Source organism: Streptomyces sp. NPDC001970, from assembly GCF_053594115.1.
The window spans coordinates 63,700-86,865 of the sequence record NZ_JBSFDW010000006.1 but is presented as its reverse complement, the minus strand read 5'-3'; the positions used below and the strand labels follow the sequence as shown (position 1 = coordinate 86,865).

Here is a 23,166-nt window from a genome sequence, read left to right as displayed (position 1 = left end):
CCACCGCGCGGTCGGCCGCGTCCGCGTCCCACGACGTGACGTGCGCTTCCAGGCAAGGATCGCAACGAGCCGCCCGCACGCCACGCAGGCACGCAGGCACGCAGGCAGGCACGGGACCGGAGCGAGGCGGGACATGGTGTCAGCCGAGCCGCCGGACGGGTGAGCCCGCGAGGAAGGCCTGGATGTCCTCGACGGCATGGCCGTAGTACGTCCGGTAGTTGTCACGGGTGACATAGCCGAGGTGCGGTGTCGCCAGCAGCCGCGGCGCCGTGCGCATCGGGTGGTCGGCCGGGAGCGGCTCGATGTCGAACACGTCGACACCCGCGCCCGCGATCGTGCCGTCCCGCAGCGCGGCGAGCAGCGCGTCCTGGTCGACGATGGCCGCCCGGGACGTGTTGACCAGATAGCCGGCCGGCCGCATCAGACCGAGCTCCGCGGCGCCGAGCAGACCACGCGTACGGTCGCTCAGGGCCAGATGCACGGAGACGAAGTCGCTGGTCTCCAGCAGCTCCTCCTTGGAGGCGGCGAGACCGGCGCCGACCTCGTCGGCGCGCTCCCTGGTGAGGTTCTGGCTCCAGGCCACGACGTCCATGCCGAAGGCGAGCCCGATCTGCGCGACCCGGCTGCCGATCTTCCCGAGGCCGAGCAGGCCGAGCCGCCTGCCGTGCAGATCGGCGCCGAGGGTGGACTGCCACGGCCCGCCGGTACGCAGTGCGGTGGCCTCGGCCACGATCCCGCGGGCGAGGCCGAGCAGAAGCGCCCAGGTCATCTCGACGGGCGGGATGGAGGAGCTGGCGGTGCCGCACACGGTGACGCCGTGCTGCTCCGCGGCGGCGAAGTCGATGACGGAGTTGCGCATGCCGGACGCGACGAGCAGCTTGAGCCGGGGCAGCCGGGCGAACACCGTGGCCGGGAACGGAACGCGTTCGCGGAGGGTGACGGCGATGTCGAAGTCCGCGAGGACGGCGACGAGTTCGTCCTCGGAACCGAAGTGCTCCGGGAAGGTGACGACCTCCACGTCGTCGGTGACGGGCGACCAGTCGACGACGGTGGTCGCGACGGACTGGAAGTCGTCGAGCACGGCGCAGCGGAGTCTCATGTCGGCGCTCTCCTCGGTTGGTTCCGTCGGCGAATCGGTCGTGAGTCGCCGGGCGGATCGGTGGTGACTCGGTCGTGGGTCGGCGGGCGGGTCGGTCGTGAGCGGGTGGTGCGTCGGTCGTGTCGGTCGTGTCGGTGACGGTCGGACACCGGCAACGTACCTGTGCCGGGAAGCCCGGCCGGCGGAGCCACCCATCGGAGGATCGTGAACGACTGGCAGAGCTGGGCCGCGATCGTCGCCTTCGTCGGCGCGTACGCCCTGATCATCAGCGAGAAGATCCACCGGGTCGCGGCCGCACTCGGCGGCGCGGGGCTGATGCTCGCGATCGGCGCGACCGACGACGTCTCCGCGTTCTACCTCCAGGACCGCGGCATCGACTGGAACGTCGTCTTCCTGCTGCTCGGCATGATGGTGATCGTCGGCGACTGCCTGCCCACCACCATCGCCCCGCCGCCGACCGGCCCCGACGACACCGCGCTGGAGGCGGCGGCGCTCATGGCCCGGGTCCGCAGCCCGCTGGTGGCCGTGGCCGGGAAGACCAAGGACGGCACCCGTCTGCTCGGCGTGATCACCGCCGCCCACCTGCTGCACACACTCCTCGGCGCGGCGGACGGCGACGGCGGCGTCAGCGGCGCAGGGGTCCCACGGATGCAGTGACGGCGTTACCACGCCACGACCCGGCCTACAGGACACCGGCGGGCGGGACACCGACACTGATCCGTACCGGCTTCCCGTCGGGCGCGGTGCCCTCGTACGCCGTGGAACGCCCGGCATGCTGAGCGGATGAGTCATCGCAGCCCCGAACCGGCGGCATCGACGGCCCGGGACTACTCCGGCGCGGTCTACGGTTCGCTCCTGGCCGCCTCGGTGATCGCCACGGCGGGAACGCTGGGCGCCTTCCCCCGGCTCCAGCTCGTGGTCATGCTGCTCACCACCGGCGTGATCTTCTGGATCACGCACGTCTACGCCCGCCTCGTGGGCGACCGGCTGGCGCATCAGACGCTGTCGTGGGAGGTGGTCCGCCACGAGGCACGCAGGGAATGGCCGATCGTGCAGGCCGCCGTCCCGCCTGCCGCCGCCGTGGCGGTGAGCCCAGCCCTGGGGCTCGGCGAGGGCGACACCGCATGGCTGGCGCTCGGCGTCGCCCTCGCCGAGCAGGTCGGCTGGGCCACCGTCCCCCTGGTCAGAGCCGGTGCCCCGCGCCGCCTGGTCGTCGTCACCGGTGTGGTCATCCTCCTTATGGGACTGGTCATCGTGGGCGCGAAGGCCCTGCTCAAGCACTGACCCGCGGCGTCGATGCGCCGGGGTCACAATGGGGAGGAGGGGGACCTCTGCCGCTGCGGAGAGGCGGGATGCCAGTGCCGTACGTAGCCGTGACCGCCCTGAGCGACGTCGGGCTGATCCGCGACCACAACGAGGACAGCCTCGTCGTCGGGCCGTGGACCCTCTCCGGCACCGTGACCGAGAATCCCCAGACGCTTCTGTTCCCGTTGGGCACCCCCCTGGTCGTCGCGGTCGCCGACGGGCTCGGCGGGCAGCCCGCCGGGGAGGTGGCGAGCGGGCTCGTCGTCCGCCACCTCGCCTCGCTCGGGCCCTCGCTGGAGGACGAGGAAGCCGTCCGTGAGATTCTGGCCCTCTGCAATCAGTCGGTGTACGCGGCCGCGGACCGCGATCCGGAACTGGTCACCATGGGGACCACGGTCGCCGGAGCCGTCGTGCTGGAGAAGTCGCTGCTGACGTTCAACGTCGGCGACAGCAAGGTCTACGACATGGCCGACGACGGGCTCCGCCAGGTGAGCGTCGACGACAGCCCGCCGCCGCCACCGGGACGGCGCACCACCTCCGCCGTCACCCAGACGCTCGGCGGCAGCCCCGTCTTCACCGCCGTCACGCCCCATGTCACGGTCTCGGCGATGTCCGCCGGCGACCGCTGTCTGGTGTGCACCGACGGACTGACCGACCCGGTGCCGGACGAAGAGGTCGAGAGCCTGCTGCGGGTGCACGACGACGGCAGGGCCGCGTTCGAACTCTGGAAGGCCGCCATGGAGGCCGGGGGCCCCGACAACATCACGCTCGCGCTGGTCCGCATCGGCGAATAGCGCCGGACATGGGGCGGCCGGCCCCGCGTGCCGACGGAGTCCGGAGGTTCCGGCCGCGCCTGGCGTGGCCGGAGGTTCCGGCTGCGCCTGGTGTGCGCGGCAGGCATGCTGAGGGGAGCAGTGAGGAAGCGTCGCGGCATCCGAGCAGTCGGGCAGGAAGGAGCAGGCGATGGCACTGTTCCCGCCGATGCCGCTCGCCGAGTGGCGGGACACGAAGGAGACGCTGCACCGCTTCGCGCAGGTCGTCGGAAAGATCCGCCTGGCCGCGAGTGACCGGCGCAACCACTGGTGGAACGTTCCGTTCCATCTCACCGGGCGTGGCATCACCACCCGCCCGATGGGCCACGTCGACGGCAATCCGATCTTCACCATGGACTTCGACTTCGTCGGCCACCAGCTGATCGTCGCGACGCTGGACGGCCGGACGGTCTCATTCCCGCTCTTCGGCCAATCCGTGGCGTCCTTCCACCGCACGACCCTGGACTCGCTGGCCGCGCTGGGCGTCGCCGTGGACATCGACATTCCGCGGCCGTTCGACCTGCCCGACTCCGCCCGCCCCTTCTCCGAGGACACCGAGCACGCGACCTACGATCCCGTGCAGGCCAACCGCTACTGGCAGGTCCTCAGCCAAGTGGCATCGGTGCTGGAGGAGTTCGCGGCCCGGTTCTCGGGCAAGGCCAGCCCGGTCCATCACTTCTGGCACACCTTCGACATCGCCCACACGCGGTTCTCCGGGCGTCGGGTCGACCAGCCGCGGCAGGTCGACCCGGTGACGCGGGAGGCGTACTCCCGCGAGGTGATCAGCTTCGGCTTCTGGTTCGGCGACGAGACCTTCCCCGAGCCCGCCTTCTACTCCTACACGGCTCCCGAGCCCGCCGATCTGGCCGCGGAGCCGCTGAGACCCGCGTCCGCGCGCTGGGTTCCGCGGGGGGACAGCCATCTGGCCGTGCTGCGGTACGACGACGCCCGCGCCGAGTCCGATCCCCGTGCCGCCGTGCTCGACTTCTACGACGGCGCGTACCGGGCCGGAGCCACCCGCGCCGGCTGGGACATCGACGAACTCGCGTGCCCCGGCGGAATCACGGACCCCCACCTGCCGCTGCCACCGATCTGATCGCGCTTCAGTGCAGGTGCTCCTGCCAGTCCGCGGGAACCTTGCCCCGGGGGCCCGGGGTCGGCTGGGAGGCCGGGTGGCAGTCGGGGCCGGACAGCTGCGGCCCCTCGTAGTACTCGCCGGTCTCGATGTTCCAGAACCACTCCTCGCCCGGCTCGAAGCTGGTCAGGAACGGGTGTCCCGCCACGCGCGCGTGCTTCGTGCCGTGCTGCGACGGCGAGGAGTCACAGCATCCGATGTGCCCGCACGCGGCGCAGCGCCGCAGGTGCAGCCACCACCCCGGCCCGTCGCCCGCCAGGCAATCGGCGCAGCCGTCCCCGCTGGGTGTCACAGTGGGATCGATGCCCGGGATCTGGTCGTGTGCCATGTCCTCAGTCCTCCGCTCGCAGGGTGACGGGCGCCTCGGTGCGGTCCCCGAGGAACTCGTACCACCGGCGCTGCAGGCAGACGTAGCGCGCATCGGCCTCGACGAGCCGCAGGAAGGCCTCGACGGTCTCGGCCAGGCGCTGCTGCAGCCCGAAGTCGGTGAGAGACCCGTCGTCGGTGAAGCCCTGATGGGCATTGGCAAGGCTGAACATGTCCGGGTAGACCCGGGTGCCGAGGTGCTCCAGCGGCACTCTCAACGCCCACAGGCCCCGGTTGCCGCCCACCATGGACGGCGATGCGGAGACAAGCATCGCGTGCTTGTCCTTGAACGGCTGCGGCTGGACCCGGGAGACCCAGTCGATCGCGTTCTTCAGCACGCCGGGCACGGAGGCGTTGTACTCGGGGGACGAGATCACGAAAGCCTCGCACTGCTCGAGCCGCCCGCGCAGCGCGAGGGCGCCGGCCGGCACCCCTTCGGCGGCCTCCACATCGCCGTCGTACAGCGGCATCTCGAACTCGCGCATGGTGGCGAGGTCGGCGGTGGCGCCGCTGTCGGCGATCAGACGTGCGACGAGGGCGGCGAGGCGGGCGTTGGTGGAATCGGCCCGCATCGCCGCGCCGAAGACGAGCACTCGCAGGGGACCGGGTGGGGAGTCCATGGGCATGACTGACATCCTTCCGATGTACCGACACGGACCAGTCTGGTCCGGGCATGGCCACCCCGCGATCGGACCGGGCGCCCGGCGCCCTGGCCGCGCGTCCCGTGCGGCGAGGAGGACGGTGTCCGTGGCCGGGCCCGGTGCCGATGCACGTCACGTACACCTTCGCCCTCTGTCCGCGGCGCACGCGCGCCCGCATCCGCCTCCGGGGCGGCCCCGGCGGCCCCTACCGCCTGGCGGAACCACTCATGGCCCGCAAGGTCCGCATCTCGATCACCAAGGACCTGCGCGATCTCGAACGCACGCTTCCGCAGCACTGAGCGTCACCGTGGCGGGACCGTCCCACACGCGCCGTCCCACACGCGCCGTCCCACACTCGCCGTCGCTCCGGCACTACGCTCCCGGCGACGACCGGCCGCGTCCCCGGAGGCTCCGATGGCATCCCCCGACTCCCCGCGCCCCGATTCCCCGCACCACGACGACCTGCGCTACGACGACCTGCGCGCGATGTTCATCAACTGCACGCTGAAACGCTCGCCCGAGGTCAGCAACACCCAAGGGCTGATCGACAGGAGCCGTGCCGTCATGGAGGCGGGCGGCGTCGCCACCGAGCTCGTGCGGGCCGTGGATCACGACATCGCGACCGGCGTGTGGCCGGACATGACCGAGCACGGCTGGGAGAGCGACGAGTGGCCCGCGCTGTACGAGCGGGTGATGGCGGCCGACATTCTGGTGCTGGCGGGGCCGATCTGGCTCGGGGACAACAGCTCGGTGATGAAGCAGGTGATCGAGCGGCTGTACGCGTGCTCGTCACTGCTCAACGACCGCGGACAGTACGCGTATTACGGGCGCGCCGGCGGGTGCCTGATCACCGGCAACGAGGACGGCGTGAAGCACTGCGCGATGAACGTCCTCTACAGCCTCCAGCACCTCGGCTACACCGTCCCCCCGCAGGCCGATGCGGGCTGGATCGGGGAGGCGGGGCCCGGGCCCTCGTATCTCGACCCCGGCTCCGGCGGGCCGGAGAACGACTTCACCAACCGCAACACCACCTTCATGACCTGGAACCTGATGCACGTCGCCGGCCTGCTCAAGCGCGCGGGCGGCATCCCCGCGCACGGCAACCAGCGCTCGCAGTGGGACGCGGGCTGCCGCTTCGACTTCCCGAACCCCGAGCACCGCTGAAGCGCGGGCGGCGGGCGGGCGGTGCACGGGCATCGCACCATGAAGGTATGGACGACTTCCCCAGCGGGGAAAGCCTCGCGGAGATCAGTGCACCCGGGCGCCTCGCGGACCCGGGCGAGGGCATCAGCGAGGAGGAGCTGGCGCTCGCGGCCCGCAACCACGGCATGCCGCTGGAGGCCCTGCGCTACGGCGTGACGCCGCCCGGGCTGCACTACGTCCTCGTCCACTACGACATCCCCGCCGCCGAGGCCGCCGAGTGGCGGCTCACCGTGCGGGGCCGGGTGCGCGCGCCGCTGGCACTCGGCCTGGAGGCGCTCAGGTCGTACGAGCCGGTCACCCAGCGCGTCACGATGGAGTGCGCCGGCAACGGCAGGGCCCGGCTCAGCCCGCGCCCCGTGAGCCAGCCGTGGCTCGTCGAGGCGGTCGGGACGGCGGAGTGGACCGGAGTGCCGCTGCGGGCACTGCTCGCCGACGCCGGGGTGGAGCCGGACGCCGTCGACGCGGTCTTCACGGGCGCCGATCACGGGGTCGAGCGCGGCGTCGAGCAGGACTACCGGCGCAGCCTCCCCGTGCCGGTGGCCGCGGGCCCCGACCCCGAGGTGCTGGTCGCGTACGAGATGAACGGCGCGCCCCTGCCGCCGCAGCACGGGTATCCGCTGCGGCTGGTCGTACCCGGCTGGTACGGCATGGCGAACGTGAAGTGGCTGTGCGACATCAGCCTCACCACCACCCCCTTCACCGGCTTCCAGCAGGCGGTCGCCTACCGCTACAAGCAGTCCCCCGACGACCCGGGCGAACCCGTCACGCTGATCGCACCCCGCGCCCTGATGATCCCGCCCGGCTTCCCGGACTTCATGTCCCGGACCCGCGCCGTGCGCCCCGGCCGGATGGGACTGGAGGGCAGGGCGTGGTCCGGGCACGCCCCGGTCGTCCGGGTCGAGGTCAGCACCGACGACGGCCACACCTGGCACGACGCCGCTCTGGACCCGCCGGAAGGTCACGCCTGGGCCTGGCTCCACTGGCACACGGCCTGGACGGCCACCCCCGGCACCCATGTGCTCACCGTCCGCGCCACCGACGCCGAAGGCCGTACGCAACCTCTCGACCAGCACTGGAACCGCGGCGGCTTCGGCAACAACCTCGTCCAGCGGATCCCCGTGGTGTGCCTGGAGGACGACGACTGAGGCCGGGAGCCCCGCGGCCGCCGGCAATCGCCCCCCAGGGCACAATCGCTCGATGCCCCGACCCGTCCCTCTGTCCCGCACGGTCGGAGAACTCGAGGACAACCGGCCGGCCACCGCCCGCGCCCGAGGGCTCCACCGGCCTCGTCCTGGCCGTGCACGCCCTGCGCAAGCGGCCGGTCGGCTCGCTGGCCGTGGACGAGCTGGTGCGGCTGATCGGACAGGACGTCGGGCTGCTCTTCCCGATGCCCGTCGCCCTCAAGATCCTTCGGGACACACTGCCCGCGCAGCACGCGGGCGGCTGGTACGACGACGACCTGCTGACCGTGGCGCTGACGAGGGGCCCGGCGGCCTGGACGGCGGATCCGGAGTGTGCGCGCGAACTGGGGGCGCTCGTCGGCGACGTGCGGCAGCCGTTGCCGTCGTACGTGCGGCGCGGCATCGAGCGCTTCCTCGCGTCGCTGCCCCCGGAGGTCGCCGGTCGCCGACCGCCGGTGTCGCCCGACGTGATCGGGCCGGCCTCTCGCCGTCACCACCCGGTGCGCCCCGAGTTGCGAAGCCGCCCGCCATGGGGTTGGTTCGAAGGAGAACCCCTGTTGGGGGTGAGCCATTGTGCTGTTCACCGACCGTGTGGACGCGGGGCGGCGCCTCGCGGATGTGCTGAAGCACCTGCGGGGGGCGGATCCCGTGGTGCTCGGGTTGCCGCGGGGTGGGGTGCCGGTGGCGTTCCAGGTGGCGCGGGAGCTGGGAGCGCCGCTGGATGTGATCGTCGTACGGAAGCTCGGAGTGCCGTACCACCGGGAGCTCGGGTTCGGGGCGATCGGGGAGGGCGGGGTGCGGGTCATCAGTGACGACATCGTGCGGCGCGGGCGTGTCTCCCGCGCGGACGTCGAGTCGGTGGAGCACGCCGAGCAAGCCGAACTCGCCCGGCAGGCCCGGCAGTTCAGGGCGGGTCGGGAGCGGGTCGACATCGCCGGGCGGACCGTGATCGTCGTGGACGACGGGATCGCCACCGGGTCGACAGCCGCCGCGGCGTGCGAGGTCGTCCGGGCGCAGGGCGCGGCCAGGGTGGTGCTGGCCGCGCCCGTGGCACCGCCGGACGCCGTGGCATGGCTGCGCACGGAGGCGGACGAGGTCGTGTGCCTGTCGACGCCGCGTGCGTTCTCGGCGGTCGGGGAGTGGTACCGGGACTTCTCGCAGACCCCCGACGAGGAGGTCGTCGCGCTGCTGGAGCGCGCCGCGAAGACGGCGCCGCCCGCCCCCGCGAAGACCGAGGAGGTCGAGGTGGACGCGGGCGGGGTCCGGCTCGCCGGGGAGCTCACGCTGCCGGACGGGGCCGCGGCCGCGGTGATGTTCGCCCACGGCTCCGGCAGCAGCCGCCACAGCCCGCGCAACCGCTCGGTCGCCGCCGCCCTGAACCGGGCCGGCCTCGGCACGCTGCTCTTCGACCTGCTCACGGAGGCCGAGGGCGCCGACCGGGCGAACGTCTTCGACATCGAGATCCTCGCCCGCAGACTCGCGGGCGCCACGCACTGGCTGCGCACCCGGACGCCCGTCCCGATCGGGTACTTCGGGGCGTCGACCGGAGCCGCGGCGGCGCTGTGGGCGGCGTCGACCGCCGGTACGGACGTCGGCGCCGTCGTGTCGCGCGGCGGCCGCCCCGACCTGGCCGGGCCCCGGCTTCCCGGCGTCCGCGCGCCGACGCTGCTCATCGTCGGCGGCCGTGACACGACGGTGCTCGACCTCAACCGCCAGGCCCAGGCGGCGCTTCGCTGCGGGAACCGCCTGGAGGTCGTCCCCGGCGCGACGCACCTCTTCGAGGAGCCGGGCGCACTGGACGAGGTCTCGGCGCTCGCCCGGGACTGGTTCACGCTGCATCTGACCCCGCAGGAGCCATAGGGCCCGCAGAGCCTGCAGGCCTGGCGAGGAGAACAGAAGCCGGTCGCCCCGCCGCCCCGGGGCGATCGGCTTCTGTCCGACTCCGTGACACCCGGCCGTGCCGACCTGACACTCACACCCCTCGCGAAGAGTGAATTCAAGTTCACCTGGCGGACGGATTCAGGGACCGGCATGACCCACCGCGCCGGAAGCCCCGCGGCCTTCGGAGCCGGGCGCTTCGTCGCCGGGCCGGGGCTCGGCGGGCTGATGCCGCTCTGCCTGGCCATGGTCATGGAGTTCGCCCCGCCACGCAGACCGCCCTCGGTCTCGCGGTCGTCACCGGACCCGGTGACGACCGCAGGCTCAGGTCAGCGGGGGGAGCGGCAGACCCGTGTAGTTCTCCGCCAGTTCGGCCGCCGCGTGCGGCGACGCCGCCACCCGCTCCAGCTGCGACAACTGCAGCCGCGTCTCGAACGCCGACTGCGCCGGGTCGACATGCAGCGTCGTCGTCATGAAGTACGAGAAGTGCTCCGCCCGCCACACCCGCCGCAGGCAGGTGTCGGAGTACGTGTCCAGCAGCTCGGTCGAGCCGGTCTCCCGCCACCGGATCAGGGCCTGGGCCAGCACGATCACATCGGCGGCGGCCAGGTTCAGTCCCTTCGCTCCGGTCGGTGGGACGATGTGGGCCGCGTCCCCCGCCAGGAGGACCCGGCCGTGCCGCATGGGCTCGGTCACGTGACTCCGCATCGGCAGCACCGCCTTGGACGTCACCGGCCCGCGCTCCAGCTTCCACCCCGGGTCGCCGTCCGTCGCGAACCGCGCGTCGAGCTCGTCCCAGATCCGCTCGTCGGACCAGTGGGCGGGATCGGTGCCGTTCGGGACCTGCAGGTACAGACGGCTCACCGATGCCGACCGCATGCTGGCGAGCGCGAAGCCGCGCTCCGAGTGGGCGTAGACCAACTCCTCGTACACGGGCGGGGCTTCGGCGAGGATGCCGAGCCAGGAGTAGGGGTACGTCCGCTCGTACGTGGTCCGTACGGACTCGGGTATCGCCTCGCGGGCCACCCCGTGGAAGCCGTCGCAGCCGATGACGTACGTGCAGGTCAGCGTCTGTTCGCGGCCTTCGTGGAGGTAACGGATCGTCGGGCTGTCGCTGTCCGCGCCCTCGACGGACGTCACCTCGGCGCCGAACAGCAGCGGGCCGCCGTCGGCGAGCCGGAGGGCGATGAGGTCCTTCACCACCTCGGTCTGCGCGTAGACCATCACGCTGCGCCCGCCGGTGAGGGACGGGAAGTCGACGCGGTGCGCGCGGCGGCCGAAGCGCAGCTCGATGCCGTGGTGGGGCGTGCCCTCGCGGTCCATCCGTTCCCCGGCCCCGGCGGCGCGGAGGGCGTCCACGGTGGCCTGTTCGAGGATGCCGGCGCGCTGCCGCTGCTCGACGTACGCGCGGTCGCGGCGCTCCAGGACGACGCTGTCGATGCCCGCGTTGTGCAGCAGCCGCGCCAGGAGCAGTCCTGCGGGGCCGCCGCCGATGATGCCGACGGTGGTGTGCATCAGCGCTCCTTCTCCTGTTCGAGTTGGTTCAGGACCTGCTCCGCGACGGCGAAGGCGGAGTTCGCGGCGGGCACTCCGCAGTACACGGCGGACTGCAGCAGCACCTCGCCGATCTCCTCGGGCGTGAGGCCGCCCCGCACCGCGGCGCGCACGTGCGTGGCGAGCTCGTCCTTGTGGCCGCCCGCGACGAGCGCGGTGAGGGTGATGCAGCTGCGCGTACGCCGGTCGAGGACGCCGCTGGCCCAGATCTCGCCCCGGGCGTAGCGCGTGATGAAGTCCTGGAAGCGGGCCGTGAAGGAGGTGGTCCGCGCGACGGCCCGGTCGACGTGGGCGTCACCGAGGACCTCACGGCGGTACCGCCATGCCGTCGGGGCGACCCAGATGCGCCCGCAGGGCGGCCAGCACCGCCTGCGGGCGCTCGACGTTCGCGAGGTGCGCGGCGCGGGGCAGTTCGAGGAGCTGGGCGTCGCGGATGCCGTCGGCGAGTTCGCGTGCGTGGACTGGCGGGGCGGCCACGTCGTCCCGTCCCGCGATGACGAGCGTGGGGGCGGTGACACGGGCCAGGTCGGCGCGGAGGTCGAGGGCGGCGAGGATCTCGCAGCACGCCGCGTACGCGGCCGGGTCGGCGGAGCGCTGGTCGGCGACGAGCGTGCCGTGCGCCGTGAACGCGGGCGTGAACCAGCGCCCCGGCGCGGTCGCGGCGAGCGGCTCGAGTCCCTTCGTACGCACCAGCTCGGCGCGCTCCCGCCAGGGGCCCGGATCGCCGAAGCGGGCCGAGGAGCAGACCAGCGTCAGCGACGCCACGCGCTCCGGGTGGTGCGCGGCGAGCCAGGTTCCGACGGCGCCGCCGAGGGAGATGCCGGCGTACGCGAAGGTCCGGCCGCCGAGCGCGTCCGCGAGGTCGAGGACGAGCCGGCCGAGGTCGGCGACGTTCGCGCCGGCGGGCAGCAGGTCGGCCGCGCAGGCCCCGTGGCCGGGGAGGTCCCAGCGGATGACGCGGTGGTCCCGGGCGAGGTCGGGGGCCTGGGCGTCCCAGACGGAGAGGGAGGTCCCGAGGGACGGCCCGAGGATGAGGGAGGGCGCGTCGGTGTCCTGATCCGGGTGCGGGCCGGTGGGTGCACCCGCCGGGCCGTCGATGCGGTGATGGAGCAAGGAGGTCACGCGGCGTCGTCCCCCTGGTTCTGTGGGCCGTCGTCCCGCGCGGAGGGGCGGGTGGGCGAAAGACCGCCCACCGGGCCCCGGACGCGCGACAAGGCCCGGTCGACCAGGGCTGGGGCGCAGCCCAGGTACCGGGTCGGGTCGGCGAGGGTGCCGAGGTCCGGCAGCTCCTCGTTCCGTGCGAGGACGTGGAACACATCCGCACCCTCCTCCGCCGCACGGCGCGACGCCTCCGCCACCGCGCGGCGCGCCTCCGCCCGCCCCAGGCTCGGCGCCAGCGCCGCCGCCACGCGCTCCGTCAGCATCAGCCCGCCCGTCAGCTCGAGGTTCGCCCGCATCCGGTCCGGCCGGACGACCAGCCCCGCACACAGCTCCACCGCCGCCGCGGCCGCGCCACCCGTCAACCGGAGCGCCTCCCTCAGCGGTTGCCACTCCGCGTGCCACGCCCCGGCCGGGCGTTCGTCCTCGGCGGCCAGTGAGCCGAGGAGGACCGCGGCCGACGCGGGCACCTGACGGGCCGCGGACGCGATCAGCGTCGCCCGCACGGGGTTGCTCTTGTGCGGCATGGCGGACGAGCCGCCTCCTGCGCCCTCCGCCAGCTCGCCGATCTCGGTACGCGACAGGACCAGCACGTCCGCCGCGATCTTCCCCAGCGCACCCGCGCAGAACGCCAGCGCGGCGCCCAGGTCGGCAACCGGCGTGCGCAGCACATGCCAGGGCAACTCCGGTTCCGCGAGCCGGAGTTCACGGGCATAGGCACCCACGAGACCCGGCCCCGCGTCCCCGAACGCCGCCAGCGTCCCCGCCGCGCCCCCGAGCTGCGCGGGCAGCGACGCCCGCACCCGCGCCAGCCGCTCGTGCGCGTCCAGCACGAGGGACCGCCAGCCCGCCGCCTTCAGTCCGAAGGTGGTGGGGACGGCGTGCTGGGTGAGGGTGCGGCCGGGCATCGGGGTGGCGCGGTGCTCCGCGGCAAAAGCGCCCAGGGCGTCGGCGGTCCGCTCCAGATCGCCGAGGACCAGGTCCAGCGTCCGGGCGGCCACCAGCATGAGGCCGGTGTCCAGGATGTCCTGGCTGGTGGCGCCCCGGTGCACGAACTCCGCGTGCACCGCGTCCACTTCGGCCACCGCCGCGGTGAGGTCGGCGACCAGTGGGATCACGGGATTGCCCCCGGCCCGCGCGCGCAGCGCGAGGGACCGCGCATCGAACCGGTCGCAGGCCCGCGCCACCGCGGTGACGGTCCCACCCGCCGCCGCGTCCTGGACCCGCGCCAGCGCGGCCTCTGCGTCCAGCAAGGCCCGGAGGAACGCCCGGTCGCCCGTGGCGGCCTCCACGGGGGTGCCCGCCCACACCGGGGCGAGCAGCCCGACGTCATCCGCGGACGTCACGGACGCCACGGAAGTCGTGGAAGTCGTGGAAGTCGTGGAAGTCGTGGAAGTCGTGGAAGTCGAAGAAGACCGTCTCCTTCTCCCCCTGCAGATGAATGTCGAAGCGGTACGTCCGCTCCCCGTCCGGCACGGCCATCAGGGTGGACCTGCGCTCCTCCGGAACAGCCGCCGGCAGCGCATCCGCGCCCGCGTCACCCACGTACGCCCGCGTGAACAGGTGGTGCGTCAGCCCTCGCGCGAACACGCACACCGAGAGGTACGGCGTCGCCGCCCGCGGCGGGAGCGTCCGCACCACCCAGCGCCCGTCCGCGTCGGTCGCCACCCTCCCGAACCCGGTGAAGTCGACGCCGTTGCGGCGCAGCGAACCGGGACGCCCGGCCGGCTGCCAGAGCTCCAGCAGCGCGTCCGGCACCGGATCGCCGTTCCCGTCGCGCACGTACCCGTGCACGGTGATGGTGTCGGGGTGCCCGGAGGGGGCGATGTCCCCGCCCCCGGCGAACGGCAGGGCGTACCCGTAGAAGGGGCCCACGGTCTGAGAGGGAGTGGGAGCGGGCATCACAGACTCTCCTCGGGGTCCGGAAGCGTCGCCGCCGGGCCGTCGAGCACGATGTCCCAGCGGTAGCCGAGGGACCACTCGGGCTGCGAAAGCCCGTGGTCGTACGCGGCGACGAGCCGGGCCCGTGCCGCCGGGTCCGTGACCGACTGGAGGATCGGGTCGTACGGGAAGAGCGGGTCTCCCGGGAAGTACATCTGCGTCACCAGGCGCTGCGTGAACGCGGTCCCGAAGAGGGAGAAGTGGATGTGCGCGGGGCGCCAGGCGCCCACGTGGTTGCGCCACGGATAGGCCCCGGGCCTGATCGTCGTGAACGCGTACCGCCCCTCGTCGTCCGTCAGGCAGCGGCCCACGCCCGTGAAGTTCGGGTCCAGGGGCGCCGGGTGCCGGTCGCGCCGATGGGCGTACCGGCCCGAGGTGTTGGCCTGCCAGATCTCGACGAGCTGGCCGCGCACGGGCCGTCCCGCCCGGTCGAGCACCCGGCCGGTGACCGTGATGCGCTCGCCGAGCGGCTCGCCCGCGTGCTGCCGGGTCAGATCCGCGTCGAGCTCGCTCACGTCGGCGGCGCCGAAGACCGGGCCGTACAGCTCGGCCGCCTCCGGGTCGTCGGCCACGGCGACGAGCGGCTGCCGCGGGTGGCGCAGGACGCTGCTGCGGTACGGGGCGAAGTCGCGGGCCGGGTGGTGCGGCGGGGACGCGGTGCCGTCGGCCGCGGCGGCCCGGTGCGCGGCCGCGATCTCGGTGCTGATCTGCTCCTGGCTGGGGATCGCCGGGGTCACGCGTGTGCTCGGGCTCATCGGCGGCGTCACCTCTCCAGGACGAGCGCGAGGCCCTGCCCGACGCCGATGCACAGCGTGGCGAGGCCCGTGCCGGAGCCCGCGGCGGCCAGCTGGTGGGCCACGGCGCCGGTGAGCCGGGCACCGGAAGCGCCGAGGGGGTGCCCGATGGCGATGGCGCCGCCGCGCGGGTTGACGACGGCCGGGTCGAGCCCCGGCCACTGGCGCAGACAGGCCAGCGCCTGGGCGGCGAAGGCCTCGTTGAGCTCGACGGTGTGCAGGTCGCCGAACTCGCGGCCGGCCTTCTTCAGGGCCCGGCGGACGGCCTCGACCGGGCCCGCGCCGAAGTACTGCGGCTCGATGCCGGTCACGGCCGACGCGCCGATGCGGGCGAGCGGTTCGCGGCCGGTGGCGCGCAGTCCGTCCTCGTCCACGAGCAGGAGCGCGGCGGCGCCGTCGTTGAGCGGGGACGAGTTGCCGGCGGTGACGGTCCCGTCCTTGCGGAAGACCGGCTTCAGCTTGGCGAGGGCCTCCGTCGACGTGCTGTCGCGGATGCACTCGTCGCGCGCGAGCTCCACGCCGTGTACGGGGACGACCTCGCCGTCGTACAGGCCGTCGGCCCAGGCGCGGGCCGCGTTCCTGTGGCTGGCGAGGGCGAAGGCGTCCTGCTCCTCGCGCTCGATGCCGTACCGCTCGGCGAGCAGCTCCGCGCCCTCGCCGAGGCCGACGGTCCACTCCTCGGGCATGCGCGGGTTGACCATGCGCCAGCCGAGGGTCGTGGAGTGCATCTGCTGGTGTCCGGCGGGGAAGCCGCGCTCCGGCTTCTGCACCACCCAGGGCGCGCGGCTCATCGACTCGACGCCGCCCGCGACGGCGATCGACGCGTCGCCGACGGCGATGGCGCGGGCGGCCTGGATGACGGCCTCCATGCCGGAGCCGCAGAGCCGGTTCACCGTCGTGCCGGGCACGGTGACCGGCAGGCCCGCGAGCAGCACGGCCATGCGGGCCACGTCGCGGTTGTCCTCGCCGGCGCCGTTGGCGTCGCCGAAGAAGACGTCGTCGATACGGGACGGGTCGAGGTCGGGCGTGCGGGAGACGAGGGCGCCGAGGACTCCCGCGGCGAGGTCGTCGGGGCGTACGCCGGACAGGGCGCCGCCGTACTTGCCGATGGGGGTGCGGACGGCGTCGACCACGTACACATCGCGCAGACGGTCGGTCATGTCAGCTCAGCTCCAGTCTTGTCTCGTACGTCGTCGGGGGTGACGCCGGGTGCCGTCTCGACGAGGGCGAATCCCTCGCCGGTCACGTCGAGCACGCCCAGGTCGGTGATGACGCGGTGCACGCATGCCCTGCCCGTCAGCGGCAGCGTGCACGCGCGGACGAGCTTCGGCGAGCCGTCCTTGGCCGTGTGGTCGGTGAGGACGACGACGCGGCGGGCGCCGTGGATCAGGTCCATCGCGCCTCCCATGCCCTTGACCATCTTTCCGGGGACGGACCAGTTGGCGAGGTCGCCGGTCGCGGAGACCTGCATGGCTCCCAGGATGGCAGTATCGATGTGCCCGCCGCGGATCATGCCGAAGGAGAGCGCGGAGTCGAAGAACGCGGCGCCCGGCCGGACCGTGACGGTCTCCTTGCCCGCGTTGATCAGATCGGGGTCGATGTCGTCCTCGTACGGATACGGTCCGACGCCGAGGATCCCGTTCTCGGAGTGCAGGACGACGTCCACGCCGGGCGGCAGGTGGCCGGGCACGAGCGTGGGCAGCCCGATGCCGAGGTTCACGTAGGAACCGTCGGTCAGCTCGGCTGCCGCACGGGCGGCCATCTCCTCGCGGGTCCAGGCCATCAGGCGCGCACCGCCCCTCGGGCCGGGGGAGCGGACACCGTGCGGTGTTCGACGTCCTTGGCGGCGGCCTGCTCCGGCGTGAGCGGCAGCACGCGCTGCACGAAGACACCCGGTACATGGATCGCGTCCGGATCCAGCTCCCCCGGCTCGACCAGCTGCTCGACCTCGGCGATCGTCACGCGGCCCGCCATGGCGGCGAGCGGGTTGAAGTTCCGGGCGGCCCGGCGGAAGACCAGGTTTCCGTGGCGGTCGCCCTTGGCGGCCCGTACGAGCGCGAAGTCGGTGGTGATGGCGTGCTCCAGGACATGGTCGCGGCCGTCGAACGTGCGGATCTCCTTGGCGGGGGACGGGACCGCGACCGAGCGTCCCCCAGAGCCTTCGGCGCTGGCGGAGTAGCGCCAGGGCAGTCCGCCGTCGGCGACCTGGGTGCCGACGCCGGCCGGGGTGTAGAAGGCCGGGACACCGCAGCCGCCGGCGCGCAGCCGCTCGGCGAGCGTGCCCTGGGGGACGAGCTCGACCTCCAGCTCGCCGGCGAGGTACTGGCGGGCGAACTCCTTGTTCTCGCCGATGTACGAGCCGGTGACACGGGCGACGCGGCCCGCGGCGAGCAGGATGCCGAGGCCGCCGCCGTCGACGCCGCAGTTGTTGGAGACGACGCCCAGTCCGCGGACCCCGCGCGCGTGCACTGCCTCGATCAGTACATTCGGCACACCACTGAGGCCGAAGCCGCCGACGGCGAGCGACGCGTGATCCGCGATGCCGGCGACCGCGTCGGCCGCGGACCGTTCGACTTTGTCCATGGGGCTTCCGTTCGATGCCTGTCGTGGGACGCCTGTCGTGTCACGCTCGGCGTGTGTGTTCGCCAGATGAACTAGAGTTCATGAACAACTCGCCCTGAGTGTGCGTGCACCGGACACGCATGTCAACGCCCTGGAGATCCGATGCCGGCCACGCCCCCTGCCGAGCCCCCCGCCGAGGCCGTAGGTCCGCTGATGCGCGGCATCGCCGTACTGCGCGCGATCAGCGACGCCGGCGGCCGGGTACCCCTCAGCGAGCTCGTCCGCGCGACCGGGCTGGCCCGCTCCACCGTCGACCGGGTCGCCGCGACCCTCGCACGCATGGGTTACCTGCGCCTCGACGGCCATGAGGCGAGGCCGGCGCCACGGCTCATGGAGCTGGGCAACGCCTATCTGGCCGCGGTCGGTCTGCCGGGTCCGCTCGGCCCCCTCGCCGAACGGCTCGCCGACGAGCTCGACGAGTCGGTGTCGCTCGCCGTGCCGGACCGCGACGGCATCCGCTTCATCCACCAGTCCACGCGGCGGCGTGCCATGTCGCTGACCTTCCGCATCGGCGACCTGCTGCCTGCCGAACGCACCGCACCGGGGCAGCTGTTCGCCGCCGCGTGGACGGACGAGGAGTGGGCGGCGTGGCGCCGCGGAGCGGGCCCCGGGACCGCACCGGGGGAGGACTTCGAGGAACGGGCCGCCCGCGCCGCGAAGGACGGCTGGGCATTGGACGACCAGCTGATAGAGCCCGGACTGGTCGCCCTCGCGGTCCCGGTGCACGACCCGCAGGGGCGGACGGCCTGCGCGCTCGGCGTCGTCAGCCACACCAGCCGCCACAGCGCCGACTCACTGCGCCGCGCGCTGCTTCCCCGCGTCCGCGAGGCCGTGGCGGCGATGGAGCACGAGCTGCGGCAGGCGCCGCCCGCCGCCGAGCCGACCGCGACGGTCGGAGCCGCCGAGAGCACCGCCGGGCAGGGCCTTGCGCACGGGACCGCCGCGTCCAAGCAGGAGCTCGGCGCGGAGTTCGTGGAGTCGCTCGCCCGTGGGCTGACCGTGATCACCGCCTTCGGCGAGGGCCGCGCGGAGCTCGGCCTCACCGCGATCGCCGAGGCCACGGGCCTCGCCCGCGCCACGGCCCGCCGCGCCCTCCTCACGCTGGAGCACCTCGGCTACGTCACCTCCGAGGACCGGACCTTCCGCCTCACCCCGCGCGTGCTCGCCCTCGGTTGCCCCCCGCTCTCCCGGACGACACTCCCCGACATCGCCGTCCCGCACATGGCGGAACTGGTCCGCCATGTCCACGACTCCGCGTCCCTGGCCGTCCTCGCCGGCGACGACATCCGCTACACGGCCCGCGTCGCCACCGAACGCATCATGAGCGTCAACATCACCATCGGCACCCGTTTCCCCGCGTACGCGGCGTCGATGGGCCGCGTCCTCCTCGCCGGCCTCCCCGAGGAGGAGCGCACGGCCCTCATCGCCCGCAGCCATCTGCGCGCCCTGACCCCCCGTACCGTCACCGACCCCGCCCGGCTCTCCGCACTCGTCGACCGCGTCCGCGACGAGGGCTACTCCCTGGTCGACCAGGAACTGGAGGAGGGCCTGCGGTCCCTGGCCGTCCCGGTCCACGACCACACGGGCCGCACCGTCGCCGCGCTCAACGTCGCCATGCACACGACCCGGCGCACCCCGGACGAGTGCCTCACCGAGGTGCTCCCCCAACTCCGCGTCACCGCCGCCCACATCGAGACCGACCTCCACATCGTGGGCCGCTTCGCCCGCATCGCCGAGGTCTGACGTCAGCTGATCCAGAAGTCCCACCAGCGGGTCAGGATCAGCATCCCGATGACCCCCGTCCACAGCACCGGCGGCACCCAGCCGAACTCGCGCAGACCGCGGCGCAGGCCCGCCGGAGCCGGGAGCATCCGGTGCTCGACGGTGTGACGGGTCACGGAGCAGAACAGAAGGATCGTGGCGACCCAGGCCAGCGAGCACCAGAGACACAGCGCGCTGATGCGGTACAGCGACTGGAACTGGAGCCAGGTGCAGAAAGCCACACCGAAGAACGCGCCGGCGTTGAGGGCGAGCCAGAACCAGCGGCGGTAGCGGGCACCCGCCAGAAGCCCGGCGCCGACGCCGATCACGACGGCGTACGAGACGAGGCCCAGCATCGGGTTGGGGAAGCCGAAGGCCGCGGCCTGCTCGCTCTTCATGATGTTGCCGCAGGACACGACGGGGTTGAGGCTGCAGCCCGGCGTGAAGCCCGGGTCCTCGAGCAGTCTGAACTTGTCGATCGTGATGACCCATGACGCGAGCAGCCCCGCCGCGCCCGTGACGATCAGCAGCCAGGCGAAACCGCGGCTGCCGCCGGCGGCATCTGACGGGGTGTCGTCCGGGGCCTGCGCCGGACGCGGGATGCGCGTCCTCGTACGTGTCTCCATACCGCTCTCCCTCTCCCTCTCCCCCGCCCTGCTCAGGCAGACCAGGAAAGATCGTTTCGGCGACCCTCGCCGACGTGGACCGATGCGCGCACGCAGTAATCGCCTCCCGCCCAACGCGACGGATCGTCAGATTCCGATTAGCGTCGGATCGACCCGACCCGTGCAGCGAGGAGCTCGATCATGCAGCTGACGCTTCGCCACATAACACTCAGGCTCGCCGGGGCCACCCGGGAGGTCGCGCACCCCGCGGCCGCCCGCCCGGCGAGCCGACCCCCGCATATCTGATCCGCCAGGCGTAGACACGGCCCGGCAGGCGGCCCACCGGCCGCCCGCCGGGCCCTTTTGCGCGCGGACCACGGCGCCATTCATCCGCGCAGCTGACGCACCGGCAGCAAACAGTGCGCGGCCCTGACCAGCATCTCCTCGTCACCGACGAAGTTGCGCAGCTGCTCCTCGGTGACCGGCACCCCGGGTGCCGCCTGCGGCCATGGGCGGGTGGCGAAGAGGAAGTAGACGTGACCCCGCTCCCGGACCGCCGCAAGCCACTCCGGCGGCACCGGGCACTGGGCGCTGAGATGAGGCATCGTCAGCACGGCCTGATCCGCCTCGACGAGAAGGGTCAGAGGGAAGCCGACTGCCTGCGCGGCGTCCACGTACTCGGTGCCGACCGGCAGTCCCACCTCGTCGAGCAGCTGCCGGGCGGCGACCTCCACCCCCTCCGGACCGAGGTCGCCGTCACCGAGGGAGTACGCCAGCAGGAACGGCATGTCCCGCTCGTCGTCGGGGTGTTCACCGCTCCAGGCGATGACGCCGAGGGTGCCCAACTGGGCCGGGCGGAAGGCGCGCACGGCGCCGGAGGTTGAGGTCACCGTCGGACCTTAGCGACTTACCGGGACCCTCCGGGCGCCTGCGTCACCTGCGCGGGGGAGTCCCGCCGCCGATTACTCCGAAGGTGTCGGGCTCGCTCGCCCGTACGGGATCGGGGGCAGGGGCAGTACGGGAGCGGGCCGACGCGGACCGGCCCCGCGGCGGAGGGATCCGCGGGGCCGGCGTCCCTCCGTCGGCGCAGTGCCGGAGATTCATCCGGGTGAATCCGCGACCGGCCGCGCGGCCGCCTCCGGCCACCGTCGCGTGACCGGCGCTCAGGCGCCGACCGGAAGCCCGCCGAGGAGACCCTTCGGACCGAGCTTCCCCGCATCGTTCAGGTCGCCCGCCGCACCGTTGACGGTGTGCAGCACCGAACCCTTCTGCTCCGTGTCCAGCCTCTCGTTCGCCAGCGACCCGGCCGCGGCCGACGACTGGGTCGTGACGGTGTCCAGCGCACCGTTGAGACTGCTCGGCGCGAGGTCGGCGGCGAACGCCGGCGCGGCGGCACCGGCGGCCACCAGGGAACCGGCGACAACCGCGGCAACCTTCATGGGCTTCATCAGTGAATCTCTCCTTCGGTGACGCGTGTCGCGCGCGCAAGCGTCCTACGGTTCAGGCATATTGCGGATGCTTGTGGCCGCCTCTCTGCCTGCCATTCGGCTACGCCTTGTGTAACGATCCCTCGGCGCGTCAGAAACTCCGGACTCCCGGGAATTCCCGCATCCCCACCCGAATGAAGTGCCCCCGGCCGGATTCTCTTATGAACTGCCGGGAACGCGTCCGTTCCGGCGCCCGAACCTCGTGAAAACACGTCGTGCCGGCCCCTTGCAGGGCCGGCACGAACGGTCGGAGCAACAGCCGGGTCAGCTCTCGGGCTGCGCCGGAGCGACGGCGGGCGTCTGTGCGCCGTCCGCGGGCGGCCGCAGCGTCGGCAGACCCGGAAGGTCCGCAGCCGGCAGGCCGCCACCGTGCAGGGTGGCCGCGATCAGGTTGGCGACGCCGGTCACGACGGCCGTCACCGCGGTGGCCACGGCCTCGGCCTCACCCGACCGGGACGCCTCGACAAGCGCGTCCACGCTCTTCTGCAGCGCGGCGAGCGCGTCTTCCCTCACGTCCGTCGAAGCCGCCTTGTCGTCACCGGCCGACGGCACGGCCGCCGGTTTCTCGGCCAGAGGACCCTCGGGCATCTCCGGGATTCCCGGAGCCGCCGGGGTCTCGGCCGCGGGCTTCTCCGGGGCTGCCGGGGTCTCGGGGGCCGCCGGGGTCTCGGCCGCGGGCTTCTCCGGGGCCGCCGGGGTCTCGGGGGCCGCCGGGGCCTGCGGCGTCGTGGCGGGAGCCCCGACGGCGGCTTCGATGGCCGCCCTGATGGCGGCGGCGTGCTTCGCGGCCTCTTCGGCGGAGAGCCGGCCGCTGTCGGCCGCGAGTACGGCCTCGATCAGGTCGGTGACGGGGGTCAGCACACCGCCGAGTTCGGCAAGCACAGCGGCCTGGGCGAACAGGGAGTCGGCGTCCGGGACGGGAACGCCTGCCGCGTCCGTTGCGGCGGCGGCGCCGGCGCGCGGAGCCTGCTCCTGCGCTGCCATGGCGGGCCCGCCGGCGCCCAGAACGAGCGCGAGAGAGAGGGCAGTTGTGGTGATGCGACGCGTTGCCTGAGCACGCATGGAACATCCCTTTCGGTGATCGACGGATCTTGTGATCACCGTGCGAGGAGCCTCTGCCAGGCGCAACCGTTCGACTGCGGAGCGTCCTCAAACCTGTCCGCGCCCTGTTCACACGTGGGAGCGTTTGCGCTGGTCAGTTCTTGATCCTCGGGCGTGTCGCGCATTCGCGTGCCGCCCCCGCCATTCGAGGGACCCCACTGGCGGACACAGCGCAAGGCCGCTCTCCCCGAGATGACGGGGAGAGCGGCCCGAGGGAAACGCGGTGAAGGGCGGTCAGTCGTTCACGCAGACGTTGCCGAACGCCGGGTTCAGCAGGCCGACGACGTTGACGGTGTTGCCGCAGACGTTGACCGGCACGTGGACCGGTACCTGGACCACGTTGCCCGAGAGAACGCCCGGCGACATGGCTGCGGCACCCTGCGCACCGCTGTCGGCGGTGGCGAGGCCGGCCGAGCCCGCAACGGCGGCGGCAGCGACGGTGGACAGGACAAGAGCCTTCGCGGTACGCGACATGGAGAGGTACTCCTTGGTCATTTGTTCAGTGGCCGTGCGTGACTGCCCG

Annotated in this window: 24 protein-coding genes and 3 pseudogenes; 11 read left to right on the top strand and 16 right to left on the bottom strand. The window is 73.0% G+C overall.

The annotated features are described in order from the left end of the window. Positions 1-139 precede the first annotated feature (139 nt). The gene (locus ACWCP0_RS10050; RefSeq protein ID WP_451078373.1) at positions 140-1,099 is read right to left on the bottom strand and encodes a D-2-hydroxyacid dehydrogenase family protein; all 960 of its coding nucleotides are present in this window, start codon (positions 1,097-1,099) and stop codon (positions 140-142) included. A 204-nt stretch (positions 1,100-1,303) separates the two neighbouring features. On the opposite strand from ACWCP0_RS10050, the pseudogene ACWCP0_RS10045 reads away from it, so the two are divergent. From ACWCP0_RS10045 to ACWCP0_RS10025, 5 genes and pseudogenes are all read left to right on the top strand, one after another. Beyond that, positions 1,304-1,522: pseudogene (locus ACWCP0_RS10045) on the top strand (SLC13 family permease); the annotation flags it as partial. Continuing rightward, positions 1,505-1,756, top strand: coding sequence for a CBS domain-containing protein (locus ACWCP0_RS10040; protein WP_451078547.1), 252 nt, complete (start codon positions 1,505-1,507; stop codon positions 1,754-1,756). The pseudogene ACWCP0_RS10045 and the gene ACWCP0_RS10040, both read left to right, overlap by 18 nt. Positions 1,757-1,882: 126 nt before the next feature. Then, positions 1,883-2,383 (top strand): hypothetical protein, encoded by a 501-nt coding sequence (locus ACWCP0_RS10035; RefSeq protein ID WP_451078372.1) that lies wholly within the window; start codon positions 1,883-1,885, stop codon positions 2,381-2,383. Between the two features lie 74 nt (positions 2,384-2,457). After that, positions 2,458-3,198, top strand: a complete 741-nt coding sequence (locus tag ACWCP0_RS10030) for a PP2C family protein-serine/threonine phosphatase (protein ID WP_451078371.1) — start codon at positions 2,458-2,460, stop codon at positions 3,196-3,198. A 169-nt stretch (positions 3,199-3,367) separates the two neighbouring features. Continuing rightward, complete coding sequence (locus ACWCP0_RS10025; protein WP_451078370.1) at positions 3,368-4,312, top strand: DUF5996 family protein; 945 nt, start codon at positions 3,368-3,370, stop codon at positions 4,310-4,312. 7 nt (positions 4,313-4,319) lie between these two features. On the opposite strand, the gene ACWCP0_RS10020 is transcribed toward ACWCP0_RS10025, so the two are convergent. Beyond that, positions 4,320-4,679, bottom strand: coding sequence for a UBP-type zinc finger domain-containing protein (locus tag ACWCP0_RS10020; RefSeq protein ID WP_451078369.1), 360 nt, complete (start codon positions 4,677-4,679; stop codon positions 4,320-4,322). A 4-nt stretch (positions 4,680-4,683) separates the two neighbouring features. Continuing rightward, entirely contained in the window at positions 4,684-5,343 is a 660-nt protein-coding gene (locus tag ACWCP0_RS10015; RefSeq protein ID WP_451078368.1) for an NADPH-dependent FMN reductase, read from the bottom strand. A 47-nt stretch (positions 5,344-5,390) separates the two neighbouring features. On the opposite strand from ACWCP0_RS10015, the gene ACWCP0_RS10010 reads away from it, so the two are divergent. The 5 genes and pseudogenes from ACWCP0_RS10010 (at position 5,391) to ACWCP0_RS09990 (ending at position 9,602) form a co-directional block, all read left to right on the top strand. Next, positions 5,391-5,657 (top strand): hypothetical protein, encoded by a 267-nt coding sequence (locus ACWCP0_RS10010; RefSeq protein ID WP_451078367.1) that lies wholly within the window; start codon positions 5,391-5,393, stop codon positions 5,655-5,657. Between the two features lie 115 nt (positions 5,658-5,772). Then, entirely contained in the window at positions 5,773-6,522 is a 750-nt protein-coding gene (locus tag ACWCP0_RS10005; protein ID WP_451078366.1) for a flavodoxin family protein, read from the top strand. A gap of 47 nt (positions 6,523-6,569) precedes the next feature. Further along, positions 6,570-7,706, top strand: coding sequence for a sulfite oxidase (locus tag ACWCP0_RS10000; RefSeq protein WP_451078365.1), 1,137 nt, complete (start codon positions 6,570-6,572; stop codon positions 7,704-7,706). Beyond that, positions 7,685-8,026: pseudogene (locus ACWCP0_RS09995) on the top strand (contact-dependent growth inhibition system immunity protein); the annotation flags it as partial. The gene ACWCP0_RS10000 and the pseudogene ACWCP0_RS09995, both read left to right, overlap by 22 nt. A 289-nt stretch (positions 8,027-8,315) precedes the next feature. Then, positions 8,316-9,602 (top strand): phosphoribosyltransferase family protein, encoded by a 1,287-nt coding sequence (locus tag ACWCP0_RS09990; protein WP_451078364.1) that lies wholly within the window; start codon positions 8,316-8,318, stop codon positions 9,600-9,602. Positions 9,603-9,944: 342 nt separating this feature from the next. Here the strand turns inward: ACWCP0_RS09990 and ACWCP0_RS09985 are convergent, their stop codons facing one another. The 8 genes and pseudogenes from ACWCP0_RS09985 to ACWCP0_RS09950 form a co-directional block, all read right to left on the bottom strand. Continuing rightward, on the bottom strand, positions 9,945-11,135 hold the full coding sequence (locus ACWCP0_RS09985) for a 4-hydroxybenzoate 3-monooxygenase (protein WP_451078363.1): 1,191 nt from the start codon (positions 11,133-11,135) through the stop codon (positions 9,945-9,947). Further along, a pseudogene (gene pcaDC, locus ACWCP0_RS09980) lies at positions 11,135-12,296 on the bottom strand (bifunctional 3-oxoadipate enol-lactonase/4-carboxymuconolactone decarboxylase PcaDC). The gene ACWCP0_RS09985 and the pseudogene pcaDC overlap by 1 nt, the downstream one beginning before the upstream one ends. Further along, positions 12,293-13,678, bottom strand: coding sequence for a 3-carboxy-cis,cis-muconate cycloisomerase (pcaB, locus tag ACWCP0_RS09975; protein WP_451078362.1), 1,386 nt, complete (start codon positions 13,676-13,678; stop codon positions 12,293-12,295). The pseudogene pcaDC and the gene pcaB overlap by 4 nt, the downstream one beginning before the upstream one ends. After that, positions 13,662-14,234 carry a protocatechuate 3,4-dioxygenase subunit alpha gene (pcaG, locus tag ACWCP0_RS09970; protein WP_451078361.1) on the bottom strand — a complete coding sequence of 191 codons (573 nt, stop codon included), beginning with the start codon at positions 14,232-14,234 and terminating at the stop codon, positions 13,662-13,664. Before pcaG ends, pcaB begins: the two co-directional genes overlap by 17 nt. Then, entirely contained in the window at positions 14,234-15,028 is a 795-nt protein-coding gene (gene pcaH / locus ACWCP0_RS09965) for a protocatechuate 3,4-dioxygenase subunit beta (RefSeq protein WP_451078360.1), read from the bottom strand. Before pcaH ends, pcaG begins: the two co-directional genes overlap by 1 nt. A gap of 8 nt (positions 15,029-15,036) precedes the next feature. Then, complete coding sequence (locus ACWCP0_RS09960) at positions 15,037-16,227, bottom strand: thiolase family protein (protein WP_451078359.1); 1,191 nt, start codon at positions 16,225-16,227, stop codon at positions 15,037-15,039. After that, entirely contained in the window at positions 16,224-16,850 is a 627-nt protein-coding gene (locus ACWCP0_RS09955; protein WP_451078358.1) for a 3-oxoacid CoA-transferase subunit B, read from the bottom strand. The genes ACWCP0_RS09960 and ACWCP0_RS09955 overlap by 4 nt, the downstream gene beginning before the upstream one ends. Further along, positions 16,850-17,650 carry a CoA transferase subunit A gene (locus tag ACWCP0_RS09950; protein WP_451078357.1) on the bottom strand — a complete coding sequence of 267 codons (801 nt, stop codon included), beginning with the start codon at positions 17,648-17,650 and terminating at the stop codon, positions 16,850-16,852. Before ACWCP0_RS09950 ends, ACWCP0_RS09955 begins: the two co-directional genes overlap by 1 nt. 141 nt (positions 17,651-17,791) lie before the next feature. Between ACWCP0_RS09950 and ACWCP0_RS09945 the strand changes: the two genes are divergently transcribed. Next, a complete protein-coding gene (locus tag ACWCP0_RS09945; RefSeq protein ID WP_451078356.1) occupies positions 17,792-19,432 on the top strand; it encodes an IclR family transcriptional regulator domain-containing protein in 1,641 nt (546 codons plus the stop codon). A gap of 2 nt (positions 19,433-19,434) precedes the next feature. On the opposite strand, the gene ACWCP0_RS09940 is transcribed toward ACWCP0_RS09945, so the two are convergent. The 5 genes from ACWCP0_RS09940 to ACWCP0_RS09920 all read right to left on the bottom strand — a co-directional run bounded on the left by ACWCP0_RS09940 (position 19,435) and on the right by ACWCP0_RS09920 (position 23,117). After that, positions 19,435-20,076 carry a vitamin K epoxide reductase family protein gene (locus ACWCP0_RS09940; protein WP_451078355.1) on the bottom strand — a complete coding sequence of 214 codons (642 nt, stop codon included), beginning with the start codon at positions 20,074-20,076 and terminating at the stop codon, positions 19,435-19,437. A gap of 365 nt (positions 20,077-20,441) precedes the next feature. Beyond that, positions 20,442-20,945 (bottom strand): DUF5949 family protein, encoded by a 504-nt coding sequence (locus ACWCP0_RS09935; protein ID WP_451078354.1) that lies wholly within the window; start codon positions 20,943-20,945, stop codon positions 20,442-20,444. Positions 20,946-21,218: 273 nt separating this feature from the next. Further along, positions 21,219-21,503, bottom strand: a complete 285-nt coding sequence (locus ACWCP0_RS09930) for a hypothetical protein (protein WP_451078353.1) — start codon at positions 21,501-21,503, stop codon at positions 21,219-21,221. A 303-nt stretch (positions 21,504-21,806) separates the two neighbouring features. Next, complete coding sequence (locus ACWCP0_RS09925) at positions 21,807-22,604, bottom strand: hypothetical protein (protein WP_451078352.1); 798 nt, start codon at positions 22,602-22,604, stop codon at positions 21,807-21,809. A gap of 273 nt (positions 22,605-22,877) precedes the next feature. Next, positions 22,878-23,117: a chaplin gene (locus tag ACWCP0_RS09920; protein ID WP_451078546.1), complete on the bottom strand. Its 240-nt coding sequence runs from the start codon at positions 23,115-23,117 to the stop codon at positions 22,878-22,880. Positions 23,118-23,166 lie beyond the last annotated feature (49 nt).

Bases quoted from the DNA above. Each gene is read 5' to 3' on its own strand.
- ACWCP0_RS10050 (WP_451078373.1), bottom strand. From the start codon at position 1,099: ATGAGACTCCGCTGCGCCGTGCTCGACGACTTCCAGTCCGTCGCGACC.
- ACWCP0_RS10040 (WP_451078547.1), top strand. From the start codon at position 1,505: ATGATGGTGATCGTCGGCGACTGCCTGCCCACCACCATCGCCCCGCCG.
- ACWCP0_RS10035 (WP_451078372.1), top strand. From the start codon at position 1,883: ATGAGTCATCGCAGCCCCGAACCGGCGGCATCGACGGCCCGGGACTAC.
- ACWCP0_RS10025 (WP_451078370.1), top strand. From the start codon at position 3,368: ATGGCACTGTTCCCGCCGATGCCGCTCGCCGAGTGGCGGGACACGAAG.
- ACWCP0_RS10020 (WP_451078369.1), bottom strand. From the start codon at position 4,679: ATGGCACACGACCAGATCCCGGGCATCGATCCCACTGTGACACCCAGC.
- ACWCP0_RS10015 (WP_451078368.1), bottom strand. From the start codon at position 5,343: ATGCCCATGGACTCCCCACCCGGTCCCCTGCGAGTGCTCGTCTTCGGC.
- ACWCP0_RS10010 (WP_451078367.1), top strand. From the start codon at position 5,391: ATGGCCACCCCGCGATCGGACCGGGCGCCCGGCGCCCTGGCCGCGCGT.
- ACWCP0_RS10005 (WP_451078366.1), top strand. From the start codon at position 5,773: ATGGCATCCCCCGACTCCCCGCGCCCCGATTCCCCGCACCACGACGAC.
- ACWCP0_RS10000 (WP_451078365.1), top strand. From the start codon at position 6,570: ATGGACGACTTCCCCAGCGGGGAAAGCCTCGCGGAGATCAGTGCACCC.
- ACWCP0_RS09985 (WP_451078363.1), bottom strand. From the start codon at position 11,135: ATGCACACCACCGTCGGCATCATCGGCGGCGGCCCCGCAGGACTGCTC.
- pcaG (WP_451078361.1), bottom strand. From the start codon at position 14,234: ATGCCCGCTCCCACTCCCTCTCAGACCGTGGGCCCCTTCTACGGGTAC.
- pcaH (WP_451078360.1), bottom strand. From the start codon at position 15,028: ATGAGCCCGAGCACACGCGTGACCCCGGCGATCCCCAGCCAGGAGCAG.
- ACWCP0_RS09960 (WP_451078359.1), bottom strand. From the start codon at position 16,227: ATGACCGACCGTCTGCGCGATGTGTACGTGGTCGACGCCGTCCGCACC.
- ACWCP0_RS09955 (WP_451078358.1), bottom strand. From the start codon at position 16,850: ATGGCCTGGACCCGCGAGGAGATGGCCGCCCGTGCGGCAGCCGAGCTG.
- ACWCP0_RS09950 (WP_451078357.1), bottom strand. From the start codon at position 17,650: ATGGACAAAGTCGAACGGTCCGCGGCCGACGCGGTCGCCGGCATCGCG.
- ACWCP0_RS09945 (WP_451078356.1), top strand. From the start codon at position 17,792: ATGCCGGCCACGCCCCCTGCCGAGCCCCCCGCCGAGGCCGTAGGTCCG.
- ACWCP0_RS09940 (WP_451078355.1), bottom strand. From the start codon at position 20,076: ATGGAGACACGTACGAGGACGCGCATCCCGCGTCCGGCGCAGGCCCCG.
- ACWCP0_RS09930 (WP_451078353.1), bottom strand. From the start codon at position 21,503: ATGAAGCCCATGAAGGTTGCCGCGGTTGTCGCCGGTTCCCTGGTGGCC.
- ACWCP0_RS09925 (WP_451078352.1), bottom strand. From the start codon at position 22,604: ATGCGTGCTCAGGCAACGCGTCGCATCACCACAACTGCCCTCTCTCTC.
- ACWCP0_RS09920 (WP_451078546.1), bottom strand. From the start codon at position 23,117: ATGTCGCGTACCGCGAAGGCTCTTGTCCTGTCCACCGTCGCTGCCGCC.